Here is a 21,376-nt window from a genome sequence, read left to right on the forward strand (position 1 = left end):
AAGGATGACAATAAGGATTGTCACATCCCTCGCGGCAGGCTGACGCGCACCAGCGTGCCCTGTCCCGCCTCGCTCACCACTTCCATCGTCCCGCCGTGCGCGGCGACGAGCTGGCGCGCGAGTGCGAGGCCGATGCCGCCGGTGTCGGTGCCCGCCTGTTGCCCCTTGGCGACCGCGGCGGCGGCTTCGGGCATTCCGGGGCCGTTGTCGGAGACGATGATGTCGATCCCGCGCTTGTCGCCGTCGGCGTGAAGCAGCACGCGACCGGCCGATTTGCGCGCCGGCGCGGTGAAGCGCACCGCATTGTCGAGCAGCCCGGCGACGAGGCGCGACAGCCGCGGCGCATCGCCCTCGATCGTGCCGAGGTCGGCGGCGATGTTGCCGACCAGCTCGACCTTCTCGGCATCGGCAAAAGGCCGCGTGTCGTCGAGCGCCTTTTCGAGCAGCGCGCGGACGTCGACCGGCGCGCGCTCGATCGCCAGCGTCCCCGCCTCGCCCTGCGCGAGGTCGAGAACATTGTCGATCTGGCGGCCGAGCACCGCGACCGAGTCCATGATCGCATCGACATAGGCGCGCTGCTGGTCCCCGAGCTTGCCGGCATAGCCTGCCTGCAGCATTTCGCCGAAGCCGCCGATCGAGGTCAGCGGCGTACGCAGCTCATAGCTCATCCGCGACAGGAAGGCGGTCTTGGCCTTGTCGGCCGCTTCGAGCGCTTCGTTGCGCTCGCGCAGCGCGCCCTCCATCTTCCGGCTGGCGGTGATGTCGAGCATGATGAGCAGCGCATTACCGTCGGGCAGCGGGATCGACGCGAAGTCGAAATGGCGCCCGTCGGCAAAGCGGATCTCGCCGACGCGCTGCTGGCGTTCGAGCGTCGCGGCGCGGATCACTTCCTGGACGACGCTGATCTGGTTCGGCTTGGCGAGCCGGTCGGCGAGCCCGCCCATCAGCACGTCGACGCGCGGGTGCGCGGCCAGCGTCGGCTCGTCGACGCCCCACAGGCGGCGGAAGCGCTGGTTCCAGAGGTGCAGGCGGCCGTCGGGAGCAAAGACCGCGACCGCCTCGAACAGATTGTCGAAGGTTGCGGTGCGCACGCGCAGCAGCGTGTCGCGCGCCCCGGCGAGCTGGACCTGCTCGGTCTTGTCCTCGGCGATCAGCAACAGCCCACCGTCGGGGGTCGGCTGCGCGACGACGTGCAGGTGCGTGCCGTCGCGCAGGCGCCAATCCTCTTCGCTTGCTTCGGCTCGCGCAAACCAGTCGACATGCGCTTGCCGCCATTCGGGATAGTCGCGTACCTCCGGCGTCCGGCCGCGCTCGCGCCATGCATCGAGCAGCCGGGCGAACGGCCGCGCCTCCCCCACATCGTCCGCATCCAGCCCGAACAGGCGGCGAAAAGGCAGGTTGGCAAAGGCGAGGCCCTGGTCGGGGCCGAATTGCGCGACCGCGGCCGACAGCCGGTCGAGCAGCTCGCGTTGCGTATCGACGAAGCGGCGATGCGCGCCGCGTTCGCTTTCCAGTTCCTGAATGTCGATCGCATAGCCCGCGATGCCGATCATGCGGCCGCCCTCGGGCGCGAGCGGCACATCGACGACGCGCATGATCCGCCGCTCGCCCTCGATCGTCACCGGGATGGTGCGCTGCTGCGCCGATCCCGCCGCGCGCGCGGCGTCGGCGGCGTCGGCGGCGCTCACTCCCGCGACGGTTTCGCAAAGCTCGATGCCGCCGTCGATCACCGCGGTGGCGCTCCTGGCCTCGACCGCGCGGACATAGGCGGCGTTGACGAGCGCGAGCTGCAAGTCGGTGTCCCGGAACCACATGGGGAAGGGCGCCGCCTCGATGAGCCCCGACAAGGCCTCGAAGGCGGCCAGCGCCTCGTCGCGCTCGGCGCGGGCATGGGCGAGCGCCTGTTGTCCCTCGGTCGCGTCGCTGAGCCACAGGAGGACGCTGCCCGCCCCGCCGACCGCCTGCGGCGCCGCGGCGCCCTGGACGATGATGGTGCGATGGCTCCCTTCGGGCTTGAGGCTCAGCTGGAATGGCTTGGCGCCGCGCTGCGCGCCGAGAATCGCCTGGCGCAGCAGGTCGTGACTCGCGGCGTCGAGCCCGCTGCCGATCCCGCGCAGTTCGTCGAAATTGCGCGGTCCGCGGTCGAGCCCCAGCCAGCGACCGAGCCGGTCGCTGGCTTCGATCCGCCAGTCGGCGCGGACGATCACGGGGAGTTGCGGCGACGCTTCGACGAGGCTCGCAAGCCGTTCGGCCTGGCCGCCCGCGAAAGCTGCGCGCCGCTGCATCGCAATCCCGCGCAAGGTCGCCCACAGGCCGGCGAGCAACCATAGCGCCGCGAACAGGCCAAGGGCGAACAGCAGGGTCGGGGAAAGCGTGCCGCTCATCCCGCCTCATGTCCTCGCTTGTCCGGATGTTCCGCGCGCATGATCGCCTGCCCTAAAGGCGATGGAGTCATGTTTCAATCGGATGTCGGCGCGGATCGGCGCGCCGCATCGTCCGATGGGCGCGCCGTCCACATTTTATCCCGGTTCCGTCAAGCGGAAGCGGGCCGATGCCGCCTTCGCCGCAGGCGAAACGGTCAATAACGATAATGGTCGGGCTTGAACGGGCCCTCGACCGGCACGCCGATATAATCGGCCTGCTTCTGCGTGAGCTTGGTCAGCTTCACGCCCAGCTTTTCCAGATGCAGCGCCGCGACCTTTTCGTCGAGATGCTTGGGCAGGACATAGACGTCGTTCTGATACTGCTCGCTGCGCGTCCACAGTTCGATCTGCGCGAGCGTCTGGTTGGTGAAGCTCGCCGACATCACGAAGCTTGGATGGCCCGTCGCATTGCCGAGATTGACCAGGCGACCCTTCGACAGGATGATGATCTGCTTGCCGTCGGGAAACTCGACCAGGTCGACCTGCGGCTTCACTTCGGTCCACTTGTAGTTGGCGAGCGCCGCGATCTGGATCTCGCTGTCGAAATGGCCGATGTTGCAGACGATCGCCATATTCTTCATCGCCGCCATATGTTCGGCGGTGATGACGTCGGCGTTGCCGGTCGCGGTGACGAAGATGTCCGAGCGCTTGACGGCTTCGTCCATCGTCACGACCTCGAAACCCTCCATCGCCGCCTGCAGCGCGCAGATCGGGTCGATTTCGGTGACGAGGACGCGCGCGCCGCCGTTGCGCAGGCTTTGCGCGCTGCCCTTGCCGACGTCGCCGAAGCCGGCGACTGTCGCAACCTTGCCCGCCAGCATCACGTCGGTGCCGCGACGGATCGCGTCGACGAGCGATTCCTTGCAGCCATAAAGATTGTCGAACTTCGACTTGGTGACGCTGTCGTTGACGTTGATCGCGGGGAAGGGCAGTTCGCCCTTCTTGGCGATGTGATAGAGGCGGTGGACACCGGTGGTCGTTTCTTCCGACACGCCCTTGATCGCCTTGACGGTTTTGGTGAGATAGCCGGGTTTTGCGGCGATGAACGCCTTCAGCGCGCGCTGCATCTCGACCTCTTCCTCATTTTCGGGCGGCGGCATGGTTTCGCCGGCCTCCAGCTTCGCGCCCCACAGCGCGAACATGGTGGCGTCGCCGCCATCGTCGAGGATCAGGTTCGCGGTCCGGCCGTCATTGTCGCTTTCCCAGTCGAAAATGCGGCCGACATAGTCCCAATAATCGGCGAGGCTTTCGCCCTTCACCGCGAACACCGGCACGCCCGACGCGGCGATCGCGGCGGCGGCATGGTTCTGCGTCGAGAAAATGTTGCATGTCGCCCAGCGCACTTCGGCGCCAAGCGCGGTCAGCGTCTCGATCAGCACCGCGGTCTGGATGGTCATGTGCAGCGACCCGGTGATGCGCGCACCCTTCAGCGGCTGCGATGCGCCATATTCGGCGCGTAGCGCCATCAGGCCCGGCATTTCGGTTTCGGCGATGTTGATTTCCTTGCGCCCGAAATCGGCGAGGCCGATGTCGGCAACGACATAATCGCGGGTATCGGCGGCGAGAGTGGCCACGGGATTCTCCATATATGGCAGGAACGACCGCAGGCGAGCGGCCACGAAAACTGTGTAATTTTCTTGCGCGTCCTAGCCGAAAGCGCGCCGCCGATCAAATATAAACTTTTCTTTATATCGCAAGCCCGCCACCGCCCGGCGATCGACGCCGGGCAGAAATCGGCGCGCGACGGGGCGCCGCGCCTGAAAATATATCCGGTGGGCGCAATTGTGACAGTCCGCGCCGCACTTTTGTGACACCGAGTCGGCAAGGTCAAGATTATGAAAATCTTGACTTATAATGCGCCTAGCGATGAGCATAATGTGCTATTGTGACAGGAGTGTTACAAATACCCGAAAACATTGACTTTTCACGCGGCGCGCGAGAAAATCGGCGAAACTTTTCTGGGAGATGGACGAGATGAAAAAAATCCTGCTGCCGCTGATCACACTGGCTTTCGCGAGTCCGGTCGCGGCGCAATCGATCGTTGTCGTCACCGCCCCGCAGCCCGGTTCGGACGTGCTGCCGGTCGCCTATGCCGAACTCAAGGCGGGCGAAAATCAGGCCGCGATCGACAAGCTGACCGACGAAACCAGGCTCGACGCGCGCGATCCGTCGCGCCTCATCAATCTTGGCACCGCCTATGCCCGGCTGGGTCGCACCGTCGAAGCCGCCGCCGCCTATGACGCCGCGATCAACAGCCCGATCCGCTACGATCTCGAACTGTCGAGCGGCCGCTATGTCGATTCGCGCTGGGCCGCGCGGACGGCGCTCGCCAATCTGGAACAGGGTCGGCCGCTGCTCGCGCTCGCGCGGTAACAAATATCGTCGCCCCCGCGCAGGCGGGGGCCGCAAGAGGCCTTGCGCTACTTCCATAGCGGCTCCCGCCTGCGCGGGGGCGACGGCAGGGCCTCAGGCTTCCCCGCCTTTGGTCGTCAGCAGGCGGGCGTCCACTCCCGCTTCGGCAAACGCCGCCTGCCACCGCCGGGCGGGCGGCGTGTCGAACAACAGCGCGTCGCTGCCCGGCGTGACGTGCCAGCCGTGGCGCACCATCTCACCCTCAAGCTGCCCCGGCGACCATCCGGCATATCCCAGCGCGACCAGCCAGCGCGAAGGGCCCCGCCCCTCGCCGATCGCGCGCAATATGTCGTGCGAACTCGACACCATCCAGCGATCGGCCACCAGCACCGCGCCCTCGCCGCCCCAGTCGCGGCTGTGGAGGACGAAGCCGCGCGATGGTTCGACCGGGCCGCCCAGATAGACGGGCTGGTCGAGCGGGGCCTCATGCTCGATCCCCAGCTGGTCGAGCACCGCGCCGACGGTCATGCCCTCGATCGGGTCGGCGATGCCGATTCCCATCGCGCCATCCTCGTCATGGCTGATCATCGCGATCACCGAATGTTCGAAGCGGGGATCGCCGATGCCGGGCAGCGCGAGCAGCAGCTGGCCGGTGAACCAGGTGGGGGCAGTGTCCATCGCGCCATCATGCCGCGCGGGGGCAGGGCGGTCCAGTGTCTTTGGGGGCGGGATGGCGCCTTTGGGGTAGGGAGATACCATAAAGCCCTCTCCCCTTCAGGGGAGAGGGTTGGGAGAGGGGGACCATCCAAACCCCTCTCAACTTCGGCTAGCCAGCAAGCTGGCAAGCCTGCGTATCTCTCCCCTGAAGGGGAGAGAGCCCGCAATGCCAACGGCCACTTCCGGTCGCAAGCGGTCAATTCGTCCAAACTCCCACCCTCCCTCTTCGCCATCCTTGACTCGCGTCCCCGGCGCCCCAATGTCTCGCCGACCCGAATCCCCTTGAGCGAAAAGGATGCCAAGATGACGATCCAACCCGGCGACAAGCTGCCCGACGCGACCTTCGTAAAGGTGACCGAAAATGGTCCCGAACAGGTCAGCGCCGCCGATTATTTCAAGGGCCGCAGGGTCGCGCTCTTTTCGGTTCCCGGCGCTTTCACGCCGACCTGCTCGGCCAAGCATCTGCCCGGCTTTGTCGAAAAAGCCGACGCCTTGAAGGCCAAGGGTGTCGATGAAATCGCCTGCACCGCGGTCAACGACGCCTTTGTCATGGGCGCATGGAGCAAGAGCGCCAACGCCGGCGATGCGGTCACGATGCTCGCCGACGGCAATGGCGCCTTTGCCGAAGCGGTGGGCCTCACCATGGACGGCACTGCTTTCGGCATGGGCAAGCGCGGCCAGCGTTTCTCGATGATCATCAACGACGGCGTCGTCGAACAGCTGAATGTCGAAGCGCCGGGCGAGTTCAAGGTGTCGAGCGCCGATCATATGCTGGAACAGCTGTAAGCAAAGCTCCGCCCCTTCCCGCAAGGGGAGGGGCCGCGTCTCGCCGCCCTTCCCTGAAGGCGAGGGCGGCGACGATCGCCCCCTTTCCTTTTGTCACAATTTCGTGCAACAGCGTCGCGATGACATCCAGATCATCGCAAGAATCCACCGATCCCGCAGCGCGCATCGACGCCATCATCGCCGAGCTTCAGGACAAGTTCCGCGCGTCGGTTTCCAACCTCAAATCCGCCATCGCCGCCTATGTGCGCGACCGCCGCCTGCCGCCCGCCGATGCCGCGGCGACCGGCCTTTTCGACTATCCGGCGATCCGCCTGACGACGACGGGCGAACAGCGCGAAGGGCAGGCGGGGCACAATCTGTCATTTGGCCGTTTCGAGCGCGCGGGCACGTTTGAAACCACGGTGACGCGCCCCGACCTGTTCGCCGACTATCTGCGCGAACAATTGCTCCTGCTCGCGCGCCATTACGACGTCGAGATCGAAGTGACCCGCACGGGGCAGCAGATTCCCTTCCCCTATGTGCTCGACGCCAGCGACGGGTCGGACATGGGCGGGGTCACCCCGCTCGAACTCGCGCGCCATTTCCCGACCACCGAACTTGCGGACATCGGCGACGAGCTGGCCGACGGGCTGTTCGGGCTTGATCCCACCGAGCCGCAGCCGCTCGCGTTGTTCGACGCCCTTCGCACCGATTTCAGCCTCGCGCGCCTCCGTCACTACACCGGTACCGCGCCCGAGCATTTCCAGCGCTATATCCTGTTCACCAACTATCACCGCTATGTCGACGAATTCGTCGCCTGGGCGGGGGCGCAGGTGGGGCGGGGGCGCTACACCGCGCTCGCGGGCGCGGCAGGCCTCTATGTCGACCAGCCGGGCGTCAACGCCAGCGCGCTCGTCGCCGACAGCGCCTGGCGGCGGCACCAGATGCCCGCCTATCACCTCATCGCTCCCGATGGCGGCGGCATCACCCTCGTCAACATCGGCGTCGGCCCGTCGAACGCCAAGACGATCTGCGACCATCTCGCGGTGCTGCGTCCCGAGGCGTGGCTGATGATCGGGCATTGCGGCGGGCTCCGCCCCAGCCAGCGTATCGGCGACTATGTGCTCGCGCACGCATATCTCCGCGACGACCACATCCTCGACGGCGTGCTGCCGCCCGAAATCCCCATTCCGCCGATCGCCGAAGTGCAACAGGCATTGGCAAGCGCCGCCGAAAGCGTGTCGGGGACCAGCGGCGCCGACCTCAAGAAGCGGATGCGCACCGGCACGGTCGTCACCACCGATGATCGCAACTGGGAGCTGCGTTACACCGACTCGGCGCTGCGTTTTTCGCAATCGCGCGCGATCGGCATCGACATGGAATCGGCAACGATCGCCGCGCAAGGCTATCGTTTCCGCGTGCCGTACGGTACGCTGCTTTGCGTGAGTGACAAGCCGCTTCACGGCGAACTCAAGCTGCCCGGACAGGCGAACCGCTTTTACGAAGAGGCAATCGCCGCGCACCTCCAGATCGGCATCCGCGCGTGCGAGACGATGCGCGACGAGGGCGCCAAGCTGCACAGCCGCAAATTGCGCGCGTTCAACGAGCCGCCGTTCCGTTGAGGTCAACCTCGCGTTAACCATAAAGCAAGGCCGGTATCGTAATTTCACATGCGCTGCCGCTTTTCCCTTGCGGTGCGGCGACGGCATCGCCACGTTGCATTCTTAAGGGGGCCGCTCTCCCCGGCCTGGTCCCCGCAAGGAGATAGACCCATGCCGTCCTTTTCGGAAAGCCTCGAAAAGACCCTGCACAACGCGCTGAAGGCCGCGTCGGAACGTCACCATGAATATGCGACACTCGAACATCTGCTCTTCGCGCTGATCGACGACGATCATGCCGCCGAAGTGATGCGCGCGTGCGGCGTCGCCCTGGGCGATCTGCAATCGGCGGTCGTTCACTATCTCGATACCGAACTCGACAGCCTGAAGGTCGAGGGGCACAGTGATCCCAGCCCCACCAGCGGATTCCAGCGCGTCGTGCAGCGCGCGATTCTGCATGTCCAGTCGTCGGGCAAGGATGAAGTGACGGGCGCCAACGTCCTCGTCGCGCTGTTTTCAGAACGCGAAAGCTATGCGGTCTATTTCCTCCAGCAGCAGGATCTGACGCGGCTCGACGCGGTCTCCTATTTGAGCCACGGCGTCGGCAAGGGCGGCAAACCCGCCGCGCAGGCCGAGCCCGAGGAGAAGGAAGAAGCCAAGGACAAGGACAGCAGCGGCAAGAACAAGAAGGAAACCGCGCTCGACCAGTTCACCGTCAACCTCAACGAAAAGGCGAAGACCGGCAAGGTCGATCCGCTGATCGGTCGCAGTGCCGAGGTCGATCGCACGATCCAGATCCTTTGCCGCCGGTCGAAGAACAATCCGCTCTATGTCGGCGATCCCGGCGTCGGCAAGACCGCCATCGCCGAAGGGCTCGCGCGCAAGATCATCGAGGGCGACGTGCCCGAGGTGCTGCTGCCCGCGGTCATCTATTCGCTCGACATGGGCGCGCTGCTCGCGGGGACGCGCTACCGCGGCGACTTCGAGGAGCGGCTGAAACAGGTCGTCACCGAACTCGAAGGGCTGCCGCACGCGATCCTGTTCATCGACGAAATCCATACCGTGATCGGCGCGGGTGCGACGAGCGGCGGCGCGATGGACGCGTCGAACCTCTTGAAACCCGCGCTGTCGGGCGGTGTGATCCGATGCATCGGCTCGACGACCTACAAGGAGTTCCGCAACCATTTCGAAAAGGACCGCGCGTTGCTGCGCCGCTTCCAGAAGATCGACGTGGTCGAACCGACGCTGGAGGACACCAAGAAAATCCTCGCCGGGCTGCGCAGCGCGTTCGAGGCGCACCATCAGGTCCGCTACACCCCCGATGCGATCAACGCCGCGGTCGACCTGTCGGCGCGCTACATCAACGACCGCAAATTGCCCGACAAGGCGATCGACGTGATCGACGAGGTCGGCGCGATGCAGATGCTGGTTGCCCCGTCAAAGCGCAAGAAGACGATCACCGCCAGGGAAATCGAAGCGGTGATCGCGACTATGGCGCGCATCCCGCCCAAATCGGTGTCCACCGACGACAAGGCGGTGCTTGCAAGCCTGGAGACGGACCTCAAGCGTGTCGTGTTCGGCCAGAACACCGCGATCGAAGTGCTGTCGTCGGCGATCAAGCTGTCCCGCGCGGGGCTGCGCGATCCCGAAAAGCCGATCGGCAACTATCTGTTCAGCGGCCCCACCGGCGTCGGCAAGACCGAGGTTGCGAAGCAGCTCGCGTCGATCATGGGCATCCCGCTCCAGCGGTTCGACATGAGCGAATATATGGAACGGCACAGCGTCTCGCGCCTGATCGGCGCGCCACCGGGCTATGTCGGTTATGACCAGGGCGGCCTGCTCACCGATGCGATCGACCAGAACCCGCATTGCGTGCTGCTGCTCGACGAGATCGAGAAGGCGCATCCCGACCTGTTCAACATCTTGCTTCAGGTGATGGACAACGGCCGCCTGACCGACCACCACGGCAAGACGGTCGACTTTCGCAACGTCATCCTGATCATGACGACCAACGCGGGCGCCAGCGACATGGCGCGCGAATCGATCGGCTTCGGCCAGCAGACGCGCGAGGATGCGCAGGAAGAAGCGGTGAAACGCATGTTCACCCCCGAGTTCCGCAACCGCCTCGATGCGATCGTGCCCTTCGGCTATCTGCCGCCCGAGGTGGTCGCGCGTGTCGTTGACAAGTTCATCCTTGAACTCGAGCTCCAGCTCGCCGACCGCAACGTGCATATTCAGCTCGACGACGCGGCGCGCGAATGGCTGACGGCGAAAGGCTATGACAAGCTTTATGGCGCGCGGCCGATGGGCCGCCTGATCCAGGAAAAGATCAAGCAGCCGCTCGCGGAGGAGCTGCTGTTCGGCAAGCTCGTCCATGGCGGCGAGGTCAAGGTGAAGATGAAGACCGGCGAGGACGCCCATATCGGCAACCCGCTCGCTTTTGAAATCACCCCGGCGGCGCCCAAGGGCGCCAAGGCCAAGGCGAAAGCCAAGCCGGCGAAGGCGGCCGAATAGCGCGCGCGTTTCCGGTAGGATCGACGAAAAATCGTGTATCCCCGCCTTCGCGGGAGCCCGGTGTTTTCTGAACCCGGCGGCGTTCCGCGCTGTCGCTATCCCGCCTCGGCCCTGAGCGCCTTGCGGTCGAGCTTGCCGATCATCGTCTTGGGCAGCGCCTCGCGCACCTCGACCGCGATCACGCGCTCATGCTTGCCGAGCTGGGGGTTGAGCCAGGCGGCGAGCGCCTCGCCGGTAACCTCGAAGCCCTCTTCCAGCGTCACAAAAGCCTTGGGCGCTTCGCCGCGATAGGCGTCGGGAACGCCCAGCACGATCGCTTCCTTGACCGCGGGATGCTCGTGGAGATGCGCCTCGATCACGCTCGGATAGACTTTGAAGCCGCCGACGGCGATCATGTCCTTCAGCCGGTCGACGATGCGGATATAGCCGCCCTCCTCGATCACCGCGACATCGCCAGTGCGCAGCCAGCCGTCAGCGGTGAAGCTCTCCGCATCGGCCTCCGGGCGGTTCCAGTAGCCCTGCATGACCTGCGGACCTTTCACCGCCAGCTCGCCGGGCTCGCCGTCGGGAGCGTCTTTCGACGGGTCTTCCTTGTCGAGCAGGCGGATGTGCGTCGCCGGGATAGGCTGGCCGATCGTGCCCGGACGGACCGGGCCGTCATAGGGGTTCGTCGCGACGACCCCCGAACTTTCGGTGAGGCCATAGCCTTCGACCAGCGAGGCCCCGGTCGCTGCGACGAATTTCTCGCGCAGCTCGGCGGGCATCGGCGCGCCGCCCGAAATGCACACGCGCAGCGAGGAAAAATCGGTGCGCGCCAGATCGGGATGGTCAAGCAGCGCCTGATACATGGTTGGAACGCCGGGCAGCGCGGTCGTCTTCGTGCGGCCGATCGCCGCCAGTGCCTGCTTCGCGTCGAAGCGCGGCAGCATCGTGATCGACCCGCCGTTGAGCACCGTGCGATTGAGCACGCAGGTGTTCGCAAAAACGTGGAAGAAGGGGAGGACACCGAGGATGCGGTCCTCGGCTTGCGTATCGGGGTCGATCGCATTCACCTGCCGTGCATTGGCGGTGAGATTCTGGTGCGTCAGCTTGGCGCCCTTTGGCGTTCCCGTCGTGCCGCCGGTGTACTGGATCAGCGCGACGTCGGTTTCGGGGGCGATTGCGACGGGCTCGGGCCGCCCGTCATTGTCGGTGAGCTCCGAGAAGCGGATGACGCGCGGATCGCCCGGCAGCGGCGCGACCTCGCGGCGCTTGAACAGGCGATAAAGCAGCGACTTCGTCTTCGACAGGCCGCCCGCGACCGATCCGACGATCAGCCGGTTGAGACTCGATCCGTCGAGCACCTTGAACGCGGTGGGCAGCAGCGCCGCGGCGCTCAGCGTGAACAGCGTATCGGTGCCCGAATCCTCGACCTGTGCCTCCAGCTCGGCGACGGTATAGAGCGGGGAGAAATTGACCACCGTGGCGCCCGCGGCGAGCGCGCCATAATAGGCCGCGACATAATGGGGAACGTTGGGGAGGAAGAGGCCAATGCGACTGCCCTTGCCCAGCCCCAGCAGTTGCAGCCCCCGCGCGACGCGCTGCACGCCAAGCGCGACCTCGACGTAGCTGAACTGGCGCCCCATGAAATCGAGCATCGGCGCCTCACCCTTTCGCGCCACACTCGCCGCGAACATGTCCGGCAGCGACAGCGGCGCGAAGCTCTGGTCCCAGTCGGTGGGGTGATGATATTCGGTCGACCAGGAAAAACGGCTGTCCATCGGGGTTGGCGATCCTCTCGCAGTGGTTTCTTTACACTAAGGTCTGCAAGGCGCGATTGGCAACCGGGCTTGCTTGCCGTGCGCCGCCGGGGCGGCTAGTCAGCGCATATCGTCTTCGCCAGGGGGCTCGTCATGCAGCTATCGCGTTTCGCCATTCCGACCTTGCTCATCGCCTTCGCTCTCGCCGCGCCGACTGCGGCCAGAGACAAGGAACCGTCCGTAGCGCCAGCGCAGATCCGCGAACTATATGCCTGCCGCGATATCGGCGACGCGGCTCAGCGGCTCGCCTGCTTCGACCGCGAGGTCGGCGAGCTCGCCGCGGCGGATGCGGCGCGCGAGATCACCTTCACCGACCGCGAAACGGCGCGCAAGGCGCGGCGCGGCCTCTTCGGTTTTTCGTTTCCCAAACTCGGCGGCATATTCGGTGGGGACGAGGATGAGATCAAGGAAATTGAAACGACAATCCGCGCGGTCAGCATGAACCGGTCGGGCCTGTATACGCTGATCATGGAGGACGATGCGGTGTGGACGCAGATCGACACTACCCGGCTGCCGCGCCAACCCAAGCCAGGGCAGAAGGTGAAGATCAAGACAGCGACCATGGGCAGCTATTTTGCGACGATCGACGGCGGGCGCACGATCCGCATGAAGCGCGACCGCTGATTGCAGCCGGAAGGGGCACGATGCACGCAGGACGGCATGGCGGACAGGATTCCCGTTCGGGGGCCGAATAGCCCCCCCTTCGTGCTGCTCGACGATGCGCGCACCGACGGGGCGGCTTGGGCGCGGCTCTTCGTCGATCCGATCGAGGTACTGACCGCTGCATCGGCCGCCGACGTGCCCGAGCTGCTCGCGGAGCTGGAGGCCGCTGTGGCGCGTGGCCTCCATGTCGCGGGCTTCCTTGCCTATGAAGCCGGGAAGGGACTCGGAACGGCGTGGCGCGGTGCCGTCGATGGCGTGGTCGGCGCGATGCCGCTCGGCTGGTTCGGCCTGTTCACCGGGGTGCAGCGCATCGACTCCGATCATGTCGCAGATCTGCTGTCCGATCCGGCGTCGGCATGGATAGGCTGCGTGACGCCACGGATCGACCGCGCCGACTATGTCGCCGCGGTCGAGGCGGTGCTTGCCTATATCCGCGCAGGTGACATTTATCAGGCCAACCTCACCTTCCGCGCCGATGTGCCCGTCGCGGGGGATCCGCTCGCCGTTTACGCGCGGCTCCGGCAAACGGCGCGGGCGGGATATGGCGGCTTCATCTGGACGGGCGAGCAGGCGATCGCATCGCTGTCCCCCGAACTTTTCTTTGCGCTGCGCGGGCGCGAGGTCATCGCGCGGCCGATGAAGGGTACCGCGACCCGGCTCGCAGATGGCGCCGCCGACGCGGCATTGGCGCGCGCGCTGGCCAAAGACCCCAAGCAGCGCGCGGAAAATCTGATGATCGTCGACCTGATCCGCAACGATCTGTCGCGCGTTGCGGCGCCGGGCTCGGTCGCGGTGCCCGACCTGTTTCGCGTCGAAAGCTTCCCGACGGTCCACCAGCTTGTGTCCGATGTCAGCGCCCGGCTGCCCGAGGGCGTCGGCGCCGTCGACGTGCTCCGCGCGGCCTTTCCCTGCGGGTCGATCACCGGGGCGCCCAAGGTGCGCGCGATGGAAATCATCGAGGCGCTGGAGAGCGAACCGCGCGGCCTTTATACGGGCTCGATCGGCTTTATCGAGCCGGGCGGCGATGCCGCATTCAACGTCGCGATCCGCACGCTCGTCTTTCCCCGCATTGCCACGCAAGGCGGGTTGCAGGACGCACCGTCATGCGCCACGCTGGGTCTGGGGTCGGGAATCGTCGCCGACAGCGTGCCGGACGAAGAATGGCGCGAATGTCTGGCCAAGGGGGAATTTGTGGGCGCAGCGGGTGAGAGCTTCGACCTGATTGAAACCATGTTTTTCGATCCCGTGGAGGGGATTCAGCGCCTCGATGGGCATCTCGCGCGGATGAAGGCGAGCGCGGCGACGCTGGGCTTCGCCTTCGATCGCCACGGCGCGCGCAACAGCCTGCAATCTGCGACCTTCCGCCTGCGCAATGCGGCGCGCGTGCGAATGCGGCTCGCACCTTCGGGGGCGCTTGCGGTTGAGGTGTCGCCGCTTCCCCGGCTCGCCGAACTGCCGGTACCCGTCGCGGTGCGTCCCGCGCCGATGGGGCCGGGCGATTTTCGCGTGGCGCACAAGACGAGCCTGCGCGCCCCTTATGATATGGCGCGGCACGACAGCGGCGCCGCCGAAGTCGTGTTCGTCGACGAGCCGGGCTTCGTTACCGAAGGAAGCTGGAGCAATATCTTCGTCGAGCGCGACGGGGTGCTGTTGACCCCGCCGCTGGCGCTCGGACTGCTTCCCGGCGTGCTGCGCGGCGAACTCATCGACAAGGGGCGCGCCGTCGAATCGTACCTGCGCCTTGCCGACCTGTCCGCCGGCTTCTTCCTCGGTAACAGCCTGCGCGGCCTGGTGCCGGCGCGGCTCGCCGAGCCTGCCGACGACGCGACAGGCTGAATCGCGCATCGCATAGGAAATTATCGCGCCGCCGCCTTGCGATTTGCGGGCGGAGGCTTTAGGCGCGGCCGCGCGCAATTTCCTGTCAGTCCGCTCGCGAAGGAAGACTTCTCCATGTCGCTGAAGCCGCATATATCCGCTGCCCTCGGGCGCATCCAGCCCTCCGCCACGCTCGCGATGACCGCGCGGGTCGCCAGGCTGAAGGCCGAGGGCGTCGATGTCATCGGCCTGTCGGCGGGCGAGCCCGACTTCGACACCCCCGATTTCGTCAAGGAAGCGGCGATCGAGGCAATCCGCGCGGGACAGACCAAATATACGCTCGTCGACGGCACGGTCGCGCTCAAGGAAGCGATCCGCGGCAAGTTTCGCCGCGACAACGACCTCGATTATGGCCTCGACCAGATCACGGTCAATGTCGGCGGCAAGCACACCCTGTTCAACGCGCTCGTCGCGACGGTCGACAAGGGCGACGAGGTCATCATCCCGGCACCCTATTGGGTGAGCTATCCCGACATCGTCGCCTTCGCGGGTGGCACGCCCGTCTTCGTGGCTGCGTCGGCGGCGCAGCATTACAAGATCACGCCCGGACAACTCGACGCGGCGATCACGCCCAGGACGCGCTGGGTGATTTTCAACTCGCCATCAAATCCCTCGGGCGCCGCCTATTCGCCGGCGGAACTCGACGCGATCGGCGAGGTGATCCGTCGCCATCCGCACGTCATGGTGATGACCGACGACATGTATGAGCATGTCTGGTACGCCGACTTCGCCTTTTCGACGATCGCGCAGCGCTGCCCCGACCTGGTCGACCGCATCCTCACCGTGAACGGCTGTTCCAAGGCCTATGCGATGACCGGCTGGCGCATCGGATATGCGGGCGGCCCGGCGTGGCTGATCAAGGCGATGGGCAAGCTCCAGTCGCAATCGACCTCGAACCCCTGTTCGATCGCGCAGGCCGCCGCCGCCGCCGCGCTCGGCGGGCCGCAGCAGTTCCTCGACGATCGCAACGCGGCGTTCCGCAAGCGCCGCGACATGGTCGTCGCGATGCTCAACGATGCCCCCGGCCTCAATTGCCCGGTCCCCGATGGCGCCTTTTACGTCTATCCCGACGCATCGGGCTGCATGGGCAAGAAAACGCCGTCGGGACAGGTGATCGACAGCGACGAGGCGTTGATCGACTATTTCCTCGATTCGGCGCGCGTCGCCGCGGTGCATGGCGCCGCCTTCGGCCTGTCGCCGGCGTTCCGCGTCTCCTATGCGACCTCCGAAGCGGTGCTGAAGGAAGCGTGCGTGCGCATCCAGCAGGCGTGCGCGGCGCTGAGCTAGAGAGCGCTTTAGAGCGGTTTCGCAGGCTCTGGATTGCCGCGTCGCTTCGTTCCTCGCAATGACGATTGAAGCGATCATCGTCCACTCCAAAGCTTGACGAAAAGTCAGCATGATTATTTTATACCGTTCGGTCTTGAAATGGGTATGGCCGAGCCCATGTGGGCCTGAACGACGGTTAAGCACCCGGTTCACCGGATAGTAAGCCCTTTCGGATAGAGTGACCGCCATCACTGAACGGATGATCGGGGCGCATCATATCGTCGGTGTAACCTTGGCGGCCGCGGCCGCGAAACAGATATAAGACACGAGGCCCCCATGCTCTCCATGCTCCGTTCCGACTGGTTTTTGACCATGCTTGCCGGCTTTGCGATCGGCGCGACCTATATCGTGCTCAGCCAGCCGGCGCTGCCCATCCCCGCATGATGGCGCGGCGCGGCGGCCCCGCTCTGCGCGCGCTTGCAGCGCTCGCCCCGGCGGTGCTCCTCGCGCAATGCGCGCCGGCGCAGGCCGAAAATGTCGTCAAGCTCCCCGCCGCGCTTACCGACCCGGCGGTGCCCGCGAAGCGGGCGACCGCCGTGCTCGCGGGCGGTTGCTTCTGGGGCGTCGAGGGCGTTTTTTCGCATGTGAAAGGCGTGATCTCGGTCGAATCGGGCTATCATGGCGGCAGCGCGGCGACCGCGCGCTACGAGCTGACGCATGACGGCACGTCGGGTCATGCCGAGGCGGTGCGTATCGTCTATGATCCCACGCAGGTCAGTTACGGCACCTTGCTGCGCATCCTGTTTTCGGTGGTCGCCGACCCGACGCTCAAGGACCGGCAGGGCCCCGACGTCGGATCGCAATATCGCGCCGCGATCGTTCCGCTCGACGCGACGCAACGCCAGGTCGCGACCGCCTATCTGGCGCAGATCGGGCGCGGCGGATATTTCGCCAGGCCACTTGTCGTGCCGATCGAGCGTTACAAACGCTTTTACCCTGCCGAGCCGACCCATCAGGACTTCATGCGCCGCAACCCGCGCAACCCCTATATCGTCCGCTGGGATGCCCCCAAGCTGGCGGCGCTGAAGCGGCTGTTCCCCGACAGGCTGCGCGCGACGCCCGCGCCTTGACGCGGCGGGCCGACTGGTTCCACAATTGGTCGCGGCGAAAGAATCGTTCGTCGCAAATCGCTGGTCCGGCGTAGACGGCTGCGCGACCAACGGAGCAACCGAAGGGGTCGGGGTCATATACAGGTCGCGTGCGCGGGGTTCGAATGAAGATTGAGTTTTCCGGCAGGCCGCTCCTCGCGATGACGATGAGCGCCGCGGTGCTCGCGGGCTGCGTCAGCAGCGCCGCCGTCATCCCGCAACCGCGCGCCCAGGCGCCGGTCGAGCAGACGTCGCAACCCCGGGCAGTTCGCGGGCCATCCGGGTCGGTGACAGTGCCGATCGGCCAGCCGGTTCCGTCGGCCATGCCGCGTCCTGCCGGACCGCTTGACCCCGGCTTTCGCCGCGCCCCCGCCGGATTGCAGGATCGTATCCATGCGTTGTGGAGCGCCTTTCCCGGCAAAACCGGAATCGCCGTGCAGCGGATCGATGGCGAATGGACCTTGTCGCATCGCGGCGGCGACCTGTTTCCGCAGCAGAGTGTCTCGAAGCTGTGGGTCGCGCTCACCGTGCTCGACGCCGTCGATCAGGGGCGGTTGACGCTCGATCAGCGCGTGCGCATCGGGCCTGAGGATCTGACGCTTTTCTATCAACCGATCGCGGCGCGCGTGCGCGCGGAAGGATCGGTGACGCTGAGCGTCCGCGACCTCATCGAGATTGCCATTACGCAAAGTGACAACACAGCGAACGACAGTCTGCTGCGCACGGTCGGCGGCCCCGACGCGGTGCGGCGTTTCATCGCCAAGAAGGATCTGGGCGCGATCCGCTTCGGCCCCGGCGAGCGGCTGCTCCAGGCAGGGACCGCGGGGCTGAAGTGGCAGCAGGCCTATTCGGTTGGGCGCGCCTTTCAACAGGCACGCGCCGCGCTTCCCGATGCGACGCGGCGCGCGGCGCGCAACGCCTATCTCGCCAATCCCCCCGATGGCGCCAGCCCCACCGCGATCGCCAATGCGCTGACGCGTCTCGCGCGCGGCGCGTTGCTGTCGCCCGAATCGACCGAATATCTGCTGGGGGTGATGAGCCGGACCAAAAGCGGCCCCCGGCGCCTGAAGGCGGGGTTGCCCGCCGATTGGAAGTTCCTGCACAAGACGGGTACGGGGCAGGACTATAAGGGTTCGACAGCGGGCTATAACGACATCGGCATCGCGACCGCACCCGATGGAACGCGCTATGCCATCGTCGTCCTGCTCGGCGACACGAGCGCCCCGGTGCCCGCGCGCATGGAACTGATGCAGGCGGTGTCGAGCGCCGTCGCGGCCTATCACGGAAAATGACATCCCCATGAATCGCGCCTTGCCGCCGGCCGCCGCGCTGGTACTCCTTCTGTCGGCCTGCGCGACGCCCGAGGCGCGGCTGCGCACCGGGCTCAACAACGCCGGGCTGTCGAAAGCGATGTCGGCGTGCATGGCCGAACGCATGGTTGACCGGCTGTCGCTGCTCCAGCTTCGTCGCCTCGCCGCGCTCGGCAGCCTCAAGGACAAGCGTGTCGCCGACCTGTCGCTGGCGCAGTTTCTGCACAAGGTGCGCGCGCTCAAGGATCCGGAGATATTGGCGGTGTCGACCAGCTCGGCGGCGGTGTGCGCGCTGCGGTGACGCCATAGGGTCCTGGCCCTAGGCCGAGCTTTCGCCCGTCCAAGATAAACTGGGCGCGGCAGGGGTAGCCTTGCCGCGCAACTTGGCTTATGCGGCGCCAAACTTCTCCCTCTTCCTAGAGTCGAAAGGCCCGGCAGACCTCATGAACATTCACGAATATCAGGCGAAAGAACTGCTCGCGAAATTTGGCGTCGCCGTGCCCAGGGGCATCGCCGCGATGAGCGTCGAGGAAGCTGTCGCGGCGGCGAAGCAGCTACCGGGGCCGCTCTATGTCGTGAAGTCACAAATCCACGCCGGTGGCCGCGGCAAGGGCAAGTTCAAGGAACTAGGCCCCGACGCGAAGGGCGGCGTCCGTCTCGCCAGGAGCATCGAGGAAGTCGGGAGCCACGCGCGTGAAATGCTCGGCAACACGCTGGTGACGATCCAGACCGGCGAAGCGGGCAAGCAGGTCAACCGGCTCTACATCACCGACGGCGCCGACATTAAGAAAGAATATTATCTCGCGCTCCTCGTCGATCGCGCGTCGAGCCGCATCGCGGTGGTCGCTTCGACCGAAGGCGGGATGGACATCGAGACCGTCGCGCACAACACGCCGGACAAGATTCACACGATCACCATCGACCCCGCGACCGGGCTGATGCCGCACCACGGCCGCAGCGTCGCCGCCGCGCTCGAACTGACCGGCGACCTCGCCAAGCAGGCGGCGAAGGTGCTCGCCGGGCTTTACGACGCCTTCCTCGCGACCGACGCCGAACAGATCGAGATCAACCCGCTTGCCGTCTGCGAAGGCGCGAACGGCGACGAACTGCTCGTGCTCGACGCGAAGCTCGGCTTCGACGGCAACGCGATGTTCCGCCACCCCGATATCGCCGAACTGCGCGATCTGACCGAAGAAGATCCGGCCGAAGTCGAGGCGTCCGAATATGACCTTGCCTATATCAAGCTCGACGGCAACATCGGCTGCATGGTCAATGGTGCGGGTCTCGCGATGGCGACGATGGACATCATCAAGCTGAACGGCGCCTTCCCGGCGAACTTCCTCGACGTCGGCGGCGGCGCGAGCAAGGAAAAGGTCACCGCGGCGTTCAAGATCATCCTGAAAGACCCCGCGGTCGAGGGCATCCTCGTCAACATCTTCGGCGGCATCATGAAGTGCGACATCATCGCCGACGGCATCGTCGCCGCGGCGAAGGAAGTGAACCTGTCGGTCCCGCTCGTCGTTCGCCTCGAAGGCACGAACGTGCAGCAGGGCAAGGACATTCTCGCGAACTCGGGCCTGCCGATCGTGGCGGCCAACGATCTGGGCGATGCGGCGAAAAAGATCGTCGCCGAGGTTGCGAGGGCGGCGTGATACGAAATTGCCTCTCCCCTTGGGGGAGAGGCAGCGAGACTTGGCAGCTCGCTGCCTAGGGTCAGGACCCATTAATTACCCGTTCGAGGTTTGAAGCGGATTTGCTCAGGGCGAGGAGGAAAGGCGCGGGAATATGGATATATTTCAAGACTTTTCGACGCTGCCATGGGCAAAATCGGTCAAATCCCGAAGGGACGCCGAAATGGCTTCAATCTCGGACCTTCGCGGCCTTGCGGGTAGCGATGCTACCCGCTGCACCCGCCAAGGCCCGATATCTTCGCCATTTCGACGCCTCGAACGGGGAATTAATGGGTCCTGACCCTAGTCGCAGCGGTGAGGGCGGCGACGTCGGGACCCTCACCAAGTCCGACTAGGTCCTTCGGACCAAGTCTTCCTATCCTCTCCCCCAAGGGGAGAGGAATGAGGGACTGCTGGTTGACGTTTACGTAAGCGCAAATTATGGCGCGGTGCACAATTTGCTTAAGAGGAGCTTTGAGCCCATGAAAATCCTCGTCCCCGTCAAGCGGGTGCTCGATTACAACGTCAAGCCGCGGGTCAAGGCCGACGGCACGGGCGTTGACCTTGCGAACGTCAAAATGTCGATGAACCCGTTCGACGAGATCGCGGTCGAAGAGGCGATCCGCCTGAAGGAAAAGGGCGTCGCGACCGAGATTGTTGCCGTCAGCATCGGCCCGGCGAAGGCGCAGGAAACGCTGCGCACCGCGCTCGCGATGGGCGCCGACCGCGCGATTCTCGTCCAGACCGACGATGCCGTCGAGCCGCTTGCGGTGGCGAAGATCCTCAAAAGCATCGCCGACGCCGAACAGCCCGGCCTTGTCATTCTCGGCAAGCAGGCGATCGACGACGACAACAACCAGACCGGGCAGATGCTCGCCGCGCTCACCGGCTGGGCGCAGGGCACCTTTGCCAGCGCGGTCAATGTCGAGGGCGACCATGTCAGCGTCACCCGCGAAGTCGATGGCGGCCTCGAGACGGTGAAGCTGAAGCTCCCCGCGATTGTCACCACCGACCTTCGCCTCAACGAGCCGCGCTATGCGTCGCTGCCGAACATCATGAAGGCCAAGTCGAAGCCGCTCGATGTGAAGGCGCCCACCGATTATGGCGTCGACACGACGCCGCGCGTCAAGACGCTCAAGGTCTCCGAACCGCCGGTTCGCCAGGCCGGTATCAAGGTCGCCGATGTCGATGAACTGGTTGCCAAGCTCAAGGCGATGGGCGTCCACAGCTAATCTACCCCCGTTAGTGTCGAGCGAAGTCGAGACACCCATCGGGA

Annotated in this window: 16 protein-coding genes; 12 read left to right on the top strand and 4 right to left on the bottom strand. The window is 65.5% G+C overall.

Features of this window, described 5'->3' with window-relative positions; translation table 11 throughout:
* Nucleotides 1–20 precede the first annotated feature (20 nt).
* Nucleotides 21–2,384 carry a PAS domain-containing sensor histidine kinase gene (locus SALA_RS00825; protein WP_011540478.1) on the bottom strand — a complete coding sequence of 788 codons (2,364 nt, stop codon included), beginning with the start codon at nt 2,382–2,384 and terminating at the stop codon, nt 21–23.
* Nucleotides 2,385–2,578: 194 nt separating this feature from the next.
* Complete coding sequence (gene ahcY, locus SALA_RS00830) at nt 2,579–3,997, bottom strand: adenosylhomocysteinase (RefSeq protein WP_011540479.1); 1,419 nt, start codon at nt 3,995–3,997, stop codon at nt 2,579–2,581.
* A gap of 400 nt (nt 3,998–4,397) precedes the next feature.
* Between ahcY and SALA_RS00835 the strand changes: the two genes are divergently transcribed.
* A complete protein-coding gene (locus tag SALA_RS00835; protein WP_011540480.1) occupies nt 4,398–4,796 on the top strand; it encodes a hypothetical protein in 399 nt (132 codons plus the stop codon).
* 93 nt (nt 4,797–4,889) lie between these two features.
* On the opposite strand, the gene SALA_RS00840 is transcribed toward SALA_RS00835, so the two are convergent.
* The gene (locus SALA_RS00840) at nt 4,890–5,453 is read right to left on the bottom strand and encodes a YqgE/AlgH family protein (protein WP_041382909.1); all 564 of its coding nucleotides are present in this window, start codon (nt 5,451–5,453) and stop codon (nt 4,890–4,892) included.
* A 342-nt stretch (nt 5,454–5,795) separates the two neighbouring features.
* On the opposite strand from SALA_RS00840, the gene SALA_RS00845 reads away from it, so the two are divergent.
* The 3 genes from SALA_RS00845 (at nt 5,796) to clpA (ending at nt 10,369) form a co-directional block, all read left to right on the top strand.
* Nucleotides 5,796–6,278, top strand: a complete 483-nt coding sequence (locus SALA_RS00845; RefSeq protein WP_041383505.1) for a peroxiredoxin — start codon at nt 5,796–5,798, stop codon at nt 6,276–6,278.
* A gap of 119 nt (nt 6,279–6,397) precedes the next feature.
* Nucleotides 6,398–7,879 (top strand): AMP nucleosidase, encoded by a 1,482-nt coding sequence (locus tag SALA_RS00850; RefSeq protein WP_011540483.1) that lies wholly within the window; start codon nt 6,398–6,400, stop codon nt 7,877–7,879.
* Between the two features lie 150 nt (nt 7,880–8,029).
* Nucleotides 8,030–10,369, top strand: coding sequence for an ATP-dependent Clp protease ATP-binding subunit ClpA (gene clpA, locus SALA_RS00855; protein ID WP_011540484.1), 2,340 nt, complete (start codon nt 8,030–8,032; stop codon nt 10,367–10,369).
* Between the two features lie 95 nt (nt 10,370–10,464).
* Here clpA and SALA_RS00860 read toward each other — a convergent pair whose 3' ends face one another.
* The gene (locus tag SALA_RS00860) at nt 10,465–12,129 is read right to left on the bottom strand and encodes an AMP-binding protein (protein WP_011540485.1); all 1,665 of its coding nucleotides are present in this window, start codon (nt 12,127–12,129) and stop codon (nt 10,465–10,467) included.
* A gap of 132 nt (nt 12,130–12,261) precedes the next feature.
* On the opposite strand from SALA_RS00860, the gene SALA_RS00865 reads away from it, so the two are divergent.
* The 8 genes from SALA_RS00865 to SALA_RS00900 all read left to right on the top strand — a co-directional run bounded on the left by SALA_RS00865 (nt 12,262) and on the right by SALA_RS00900 (nt 21,332).
* Nucleotides 12,262–12,792, top strand: coding sequence for a hypothetical protein (locus SALA_RS00865; protein WP_011540486.1), 531 nt, complete (start codon nt 12,262–12,264; stop codon nt 12,790–12,792).
* Between the two features lie 36 nt (nt 12,793–12,828).
* On the top strand, nt 12,829–14,667 hold the full coding sequence (pabB, locus tag SALA_RS00870; RefSeq protein ID WP_011540487.1) for an aminodeoxychorismate synthase component I: 1,839 nt from the start codon (nt 12,829–12,831) through the stop codon (nt 14,665–14,667).
* A gap of 114 nt (nt 14,668–14,781) precedes the next feature.
* Nucleotides 14,782–15,993: a pyridoxal phosphate-dependent aminotransferase gene (locus SALA_RS00875; protein WP_011540488.1), complete on the top strand. Its 1,212-nt coding sequence runs from the start codon at nt 14,782–14,784 to the stop codon at nt 15,991–15,993.
* Nucleotides 15,994–16,412: 419 nt separating this feature from the next.
* Nucleotides 16,413–17,102, top strand: coding sequence for a peptide-methionine (S)-S-oxide reductase MsrA (msrA, locus tag SALA_RS00880; protein WP_011540489.1), 690 nt, complete (start codon nt 16,413–16,415; stop codon nt 17,100–17,102).
* Nucleotides 17,103–17,245: 143 nt separating this feature from the next.
* Nucleotides 17,246–18,412 (top strand): class A beta-lactamase, encoded by a 1,167-nt coding sequence (gene bla, locus SALA_RS00885; RefSeq protein ID WP_011540490.1) that lies wholly within the window; start codon nt 17,246–17,248, stop codon nt 18,410–18,412.
* Between the two features lie 7 nt (nt 18,413–18,419).
* The gene (locus tag SALA_RS00890) at nt 18,420–18,731 is read left to right on the top strand and encodes a hypothetical protein (RefSeq protein WP_011540491.1); all 312 of its coding nucleotides are present in this window, start codon (nt 18,420–18,422) and stop codon (nt 18,729–18,731) included.
* 142 nt (nt 18,732–18,873) lie between these two features.
* On the top strand, nt 18,874–20,082 hold the full coding sequence (gene sucC / locus SALA_RS00895) for an ADP-forming succinate--CoA ligase subunit beta (protein ID WP_041382912.1): 1,209 nt from the start codon (nt 18,874–18,876) through the stop codon (nt 20,080–20,082).
* 500 nt (nt 20,083–20,582) lie between these two features.
* Entirely contained in the window at nt 20,583–21,332 is a 750-nt protein-coding gene (locus tag SALA_RS00900) for an electron transfer flavoprotein subunit beta/FixA family protein (RefSeq protein WP_011540494.1), read from the top strand.
* The last annotated feature ends 44 nt before the right edge of the window (nt 21,333–21,376 follow it).

Source organism: Sphingopyxis alaskensis RB2256 (assembly GCF_000013985.1).
Lineage (GTDB): Bacteria > Pseudomonadota > Alphaproteobacteria > Sphingomonadales > Sphingomonadaceae > Sphingopyxis > Sphingopyxis alaskensis.

Coding starts and splice junctions, on each gene's coding strand:
- bla (WP_011540490.1), top strand. CDS start 17,246: ATGAAGATTGAGTTTTCCGGCAGGCCGCTCCTCGCGATGACGATGAGC.
- SALA_RS00900 (WP_011540494.1), top strand. CDS start 20,583: ATGAAAATCCTCGTCCCCGTCAAGCGGGTGCTCGATTACAACGTCAAG.
- SALA_RS00825 (WP_011540478.1), bottom strand. CDS start 2,384: ATGAGCGGCACGCTTTCCCCGACCCTGCTGTTCGCCCTTGGCCTGTTC.
- SALA_RS00890 (WP_011540491.1), top strand. CDS start 18,420: ATGAATCGCGCCTTGCCGCCGGCCGCCGCGCTGGTACTCCTTCTGTCG.
- clpA (WP_011540484.1), top strand. CDS start 8,030: ATGCCGTCCTTTTCGGAAAGCCTCGAAAAGACCCTGCACAACGCGCTG.
- SALA_RS00850 (WP_011540483.1), top strand. CDS start 6,398: ATGACATCCAGATCATCGCAAGAATCCACCGATCCCGCAGCGCGCATC.
- sucC (WP_041382912.1), top strand. CDS start 18,874: ATGAACATTCACGAATATCAGGCGAAAGAACTGCTCGCGAAATTTGGC.
- pabB (WP_011540487.1), top strand. CDS start 12,829: ATGGCGGACAGGATTCCCGTTCGGGGGCCGAATAGCCCCCCCTTCGTG.
- SALA_RS00865 (WP_011540486.1), top strand. CDS start 12,262: ATGCAGCTATCGCGTTTCGCCATTCCGACCTTGCTCATCGCCTTCGCT.
- SALA_RS00840 (WP_041382909.1), bottom strand. CDS start 5,453: ATGGACACTGCCCCCACCTGGTTCACCGGCCAGCTGCTGCTCGCGCTG.
- SALA_RS00835 (WP_011540480.1), top strand. CDS start 4,398: ATGAAAAAAATCCTGCTGCCGCTGATCACACTGGCTTTCGCGAGTCCG.
- SALA_RS00875 (WP_011540488.1), top strand. CDS start 14,782: ATGTCGCTGAAGCCGCATATATCCGCTGCCCTCGGGCGCATCCAGCCC.
- SALA_RS00860 (WP_011540485.1), bottom strand. CDS start 12,129: ATGGACAGCCGTTTTTCCTGGTCGACCGAATATCATCACCCCACCGAC.
- SALA_RS00845 (WP_041383505.1), top strand. CDS start 5,796: ATGACGATCCAACCCGGCGACAAGCTGCCCGACGCGACCTTCGTAAAG.
- msrA (WP_011540489.1), top strand. CDS start 16,413: ATGATGGCGCGGCGCGGCGGCCCCGCTCTGCGCGCGCTTGCAGCGCTC.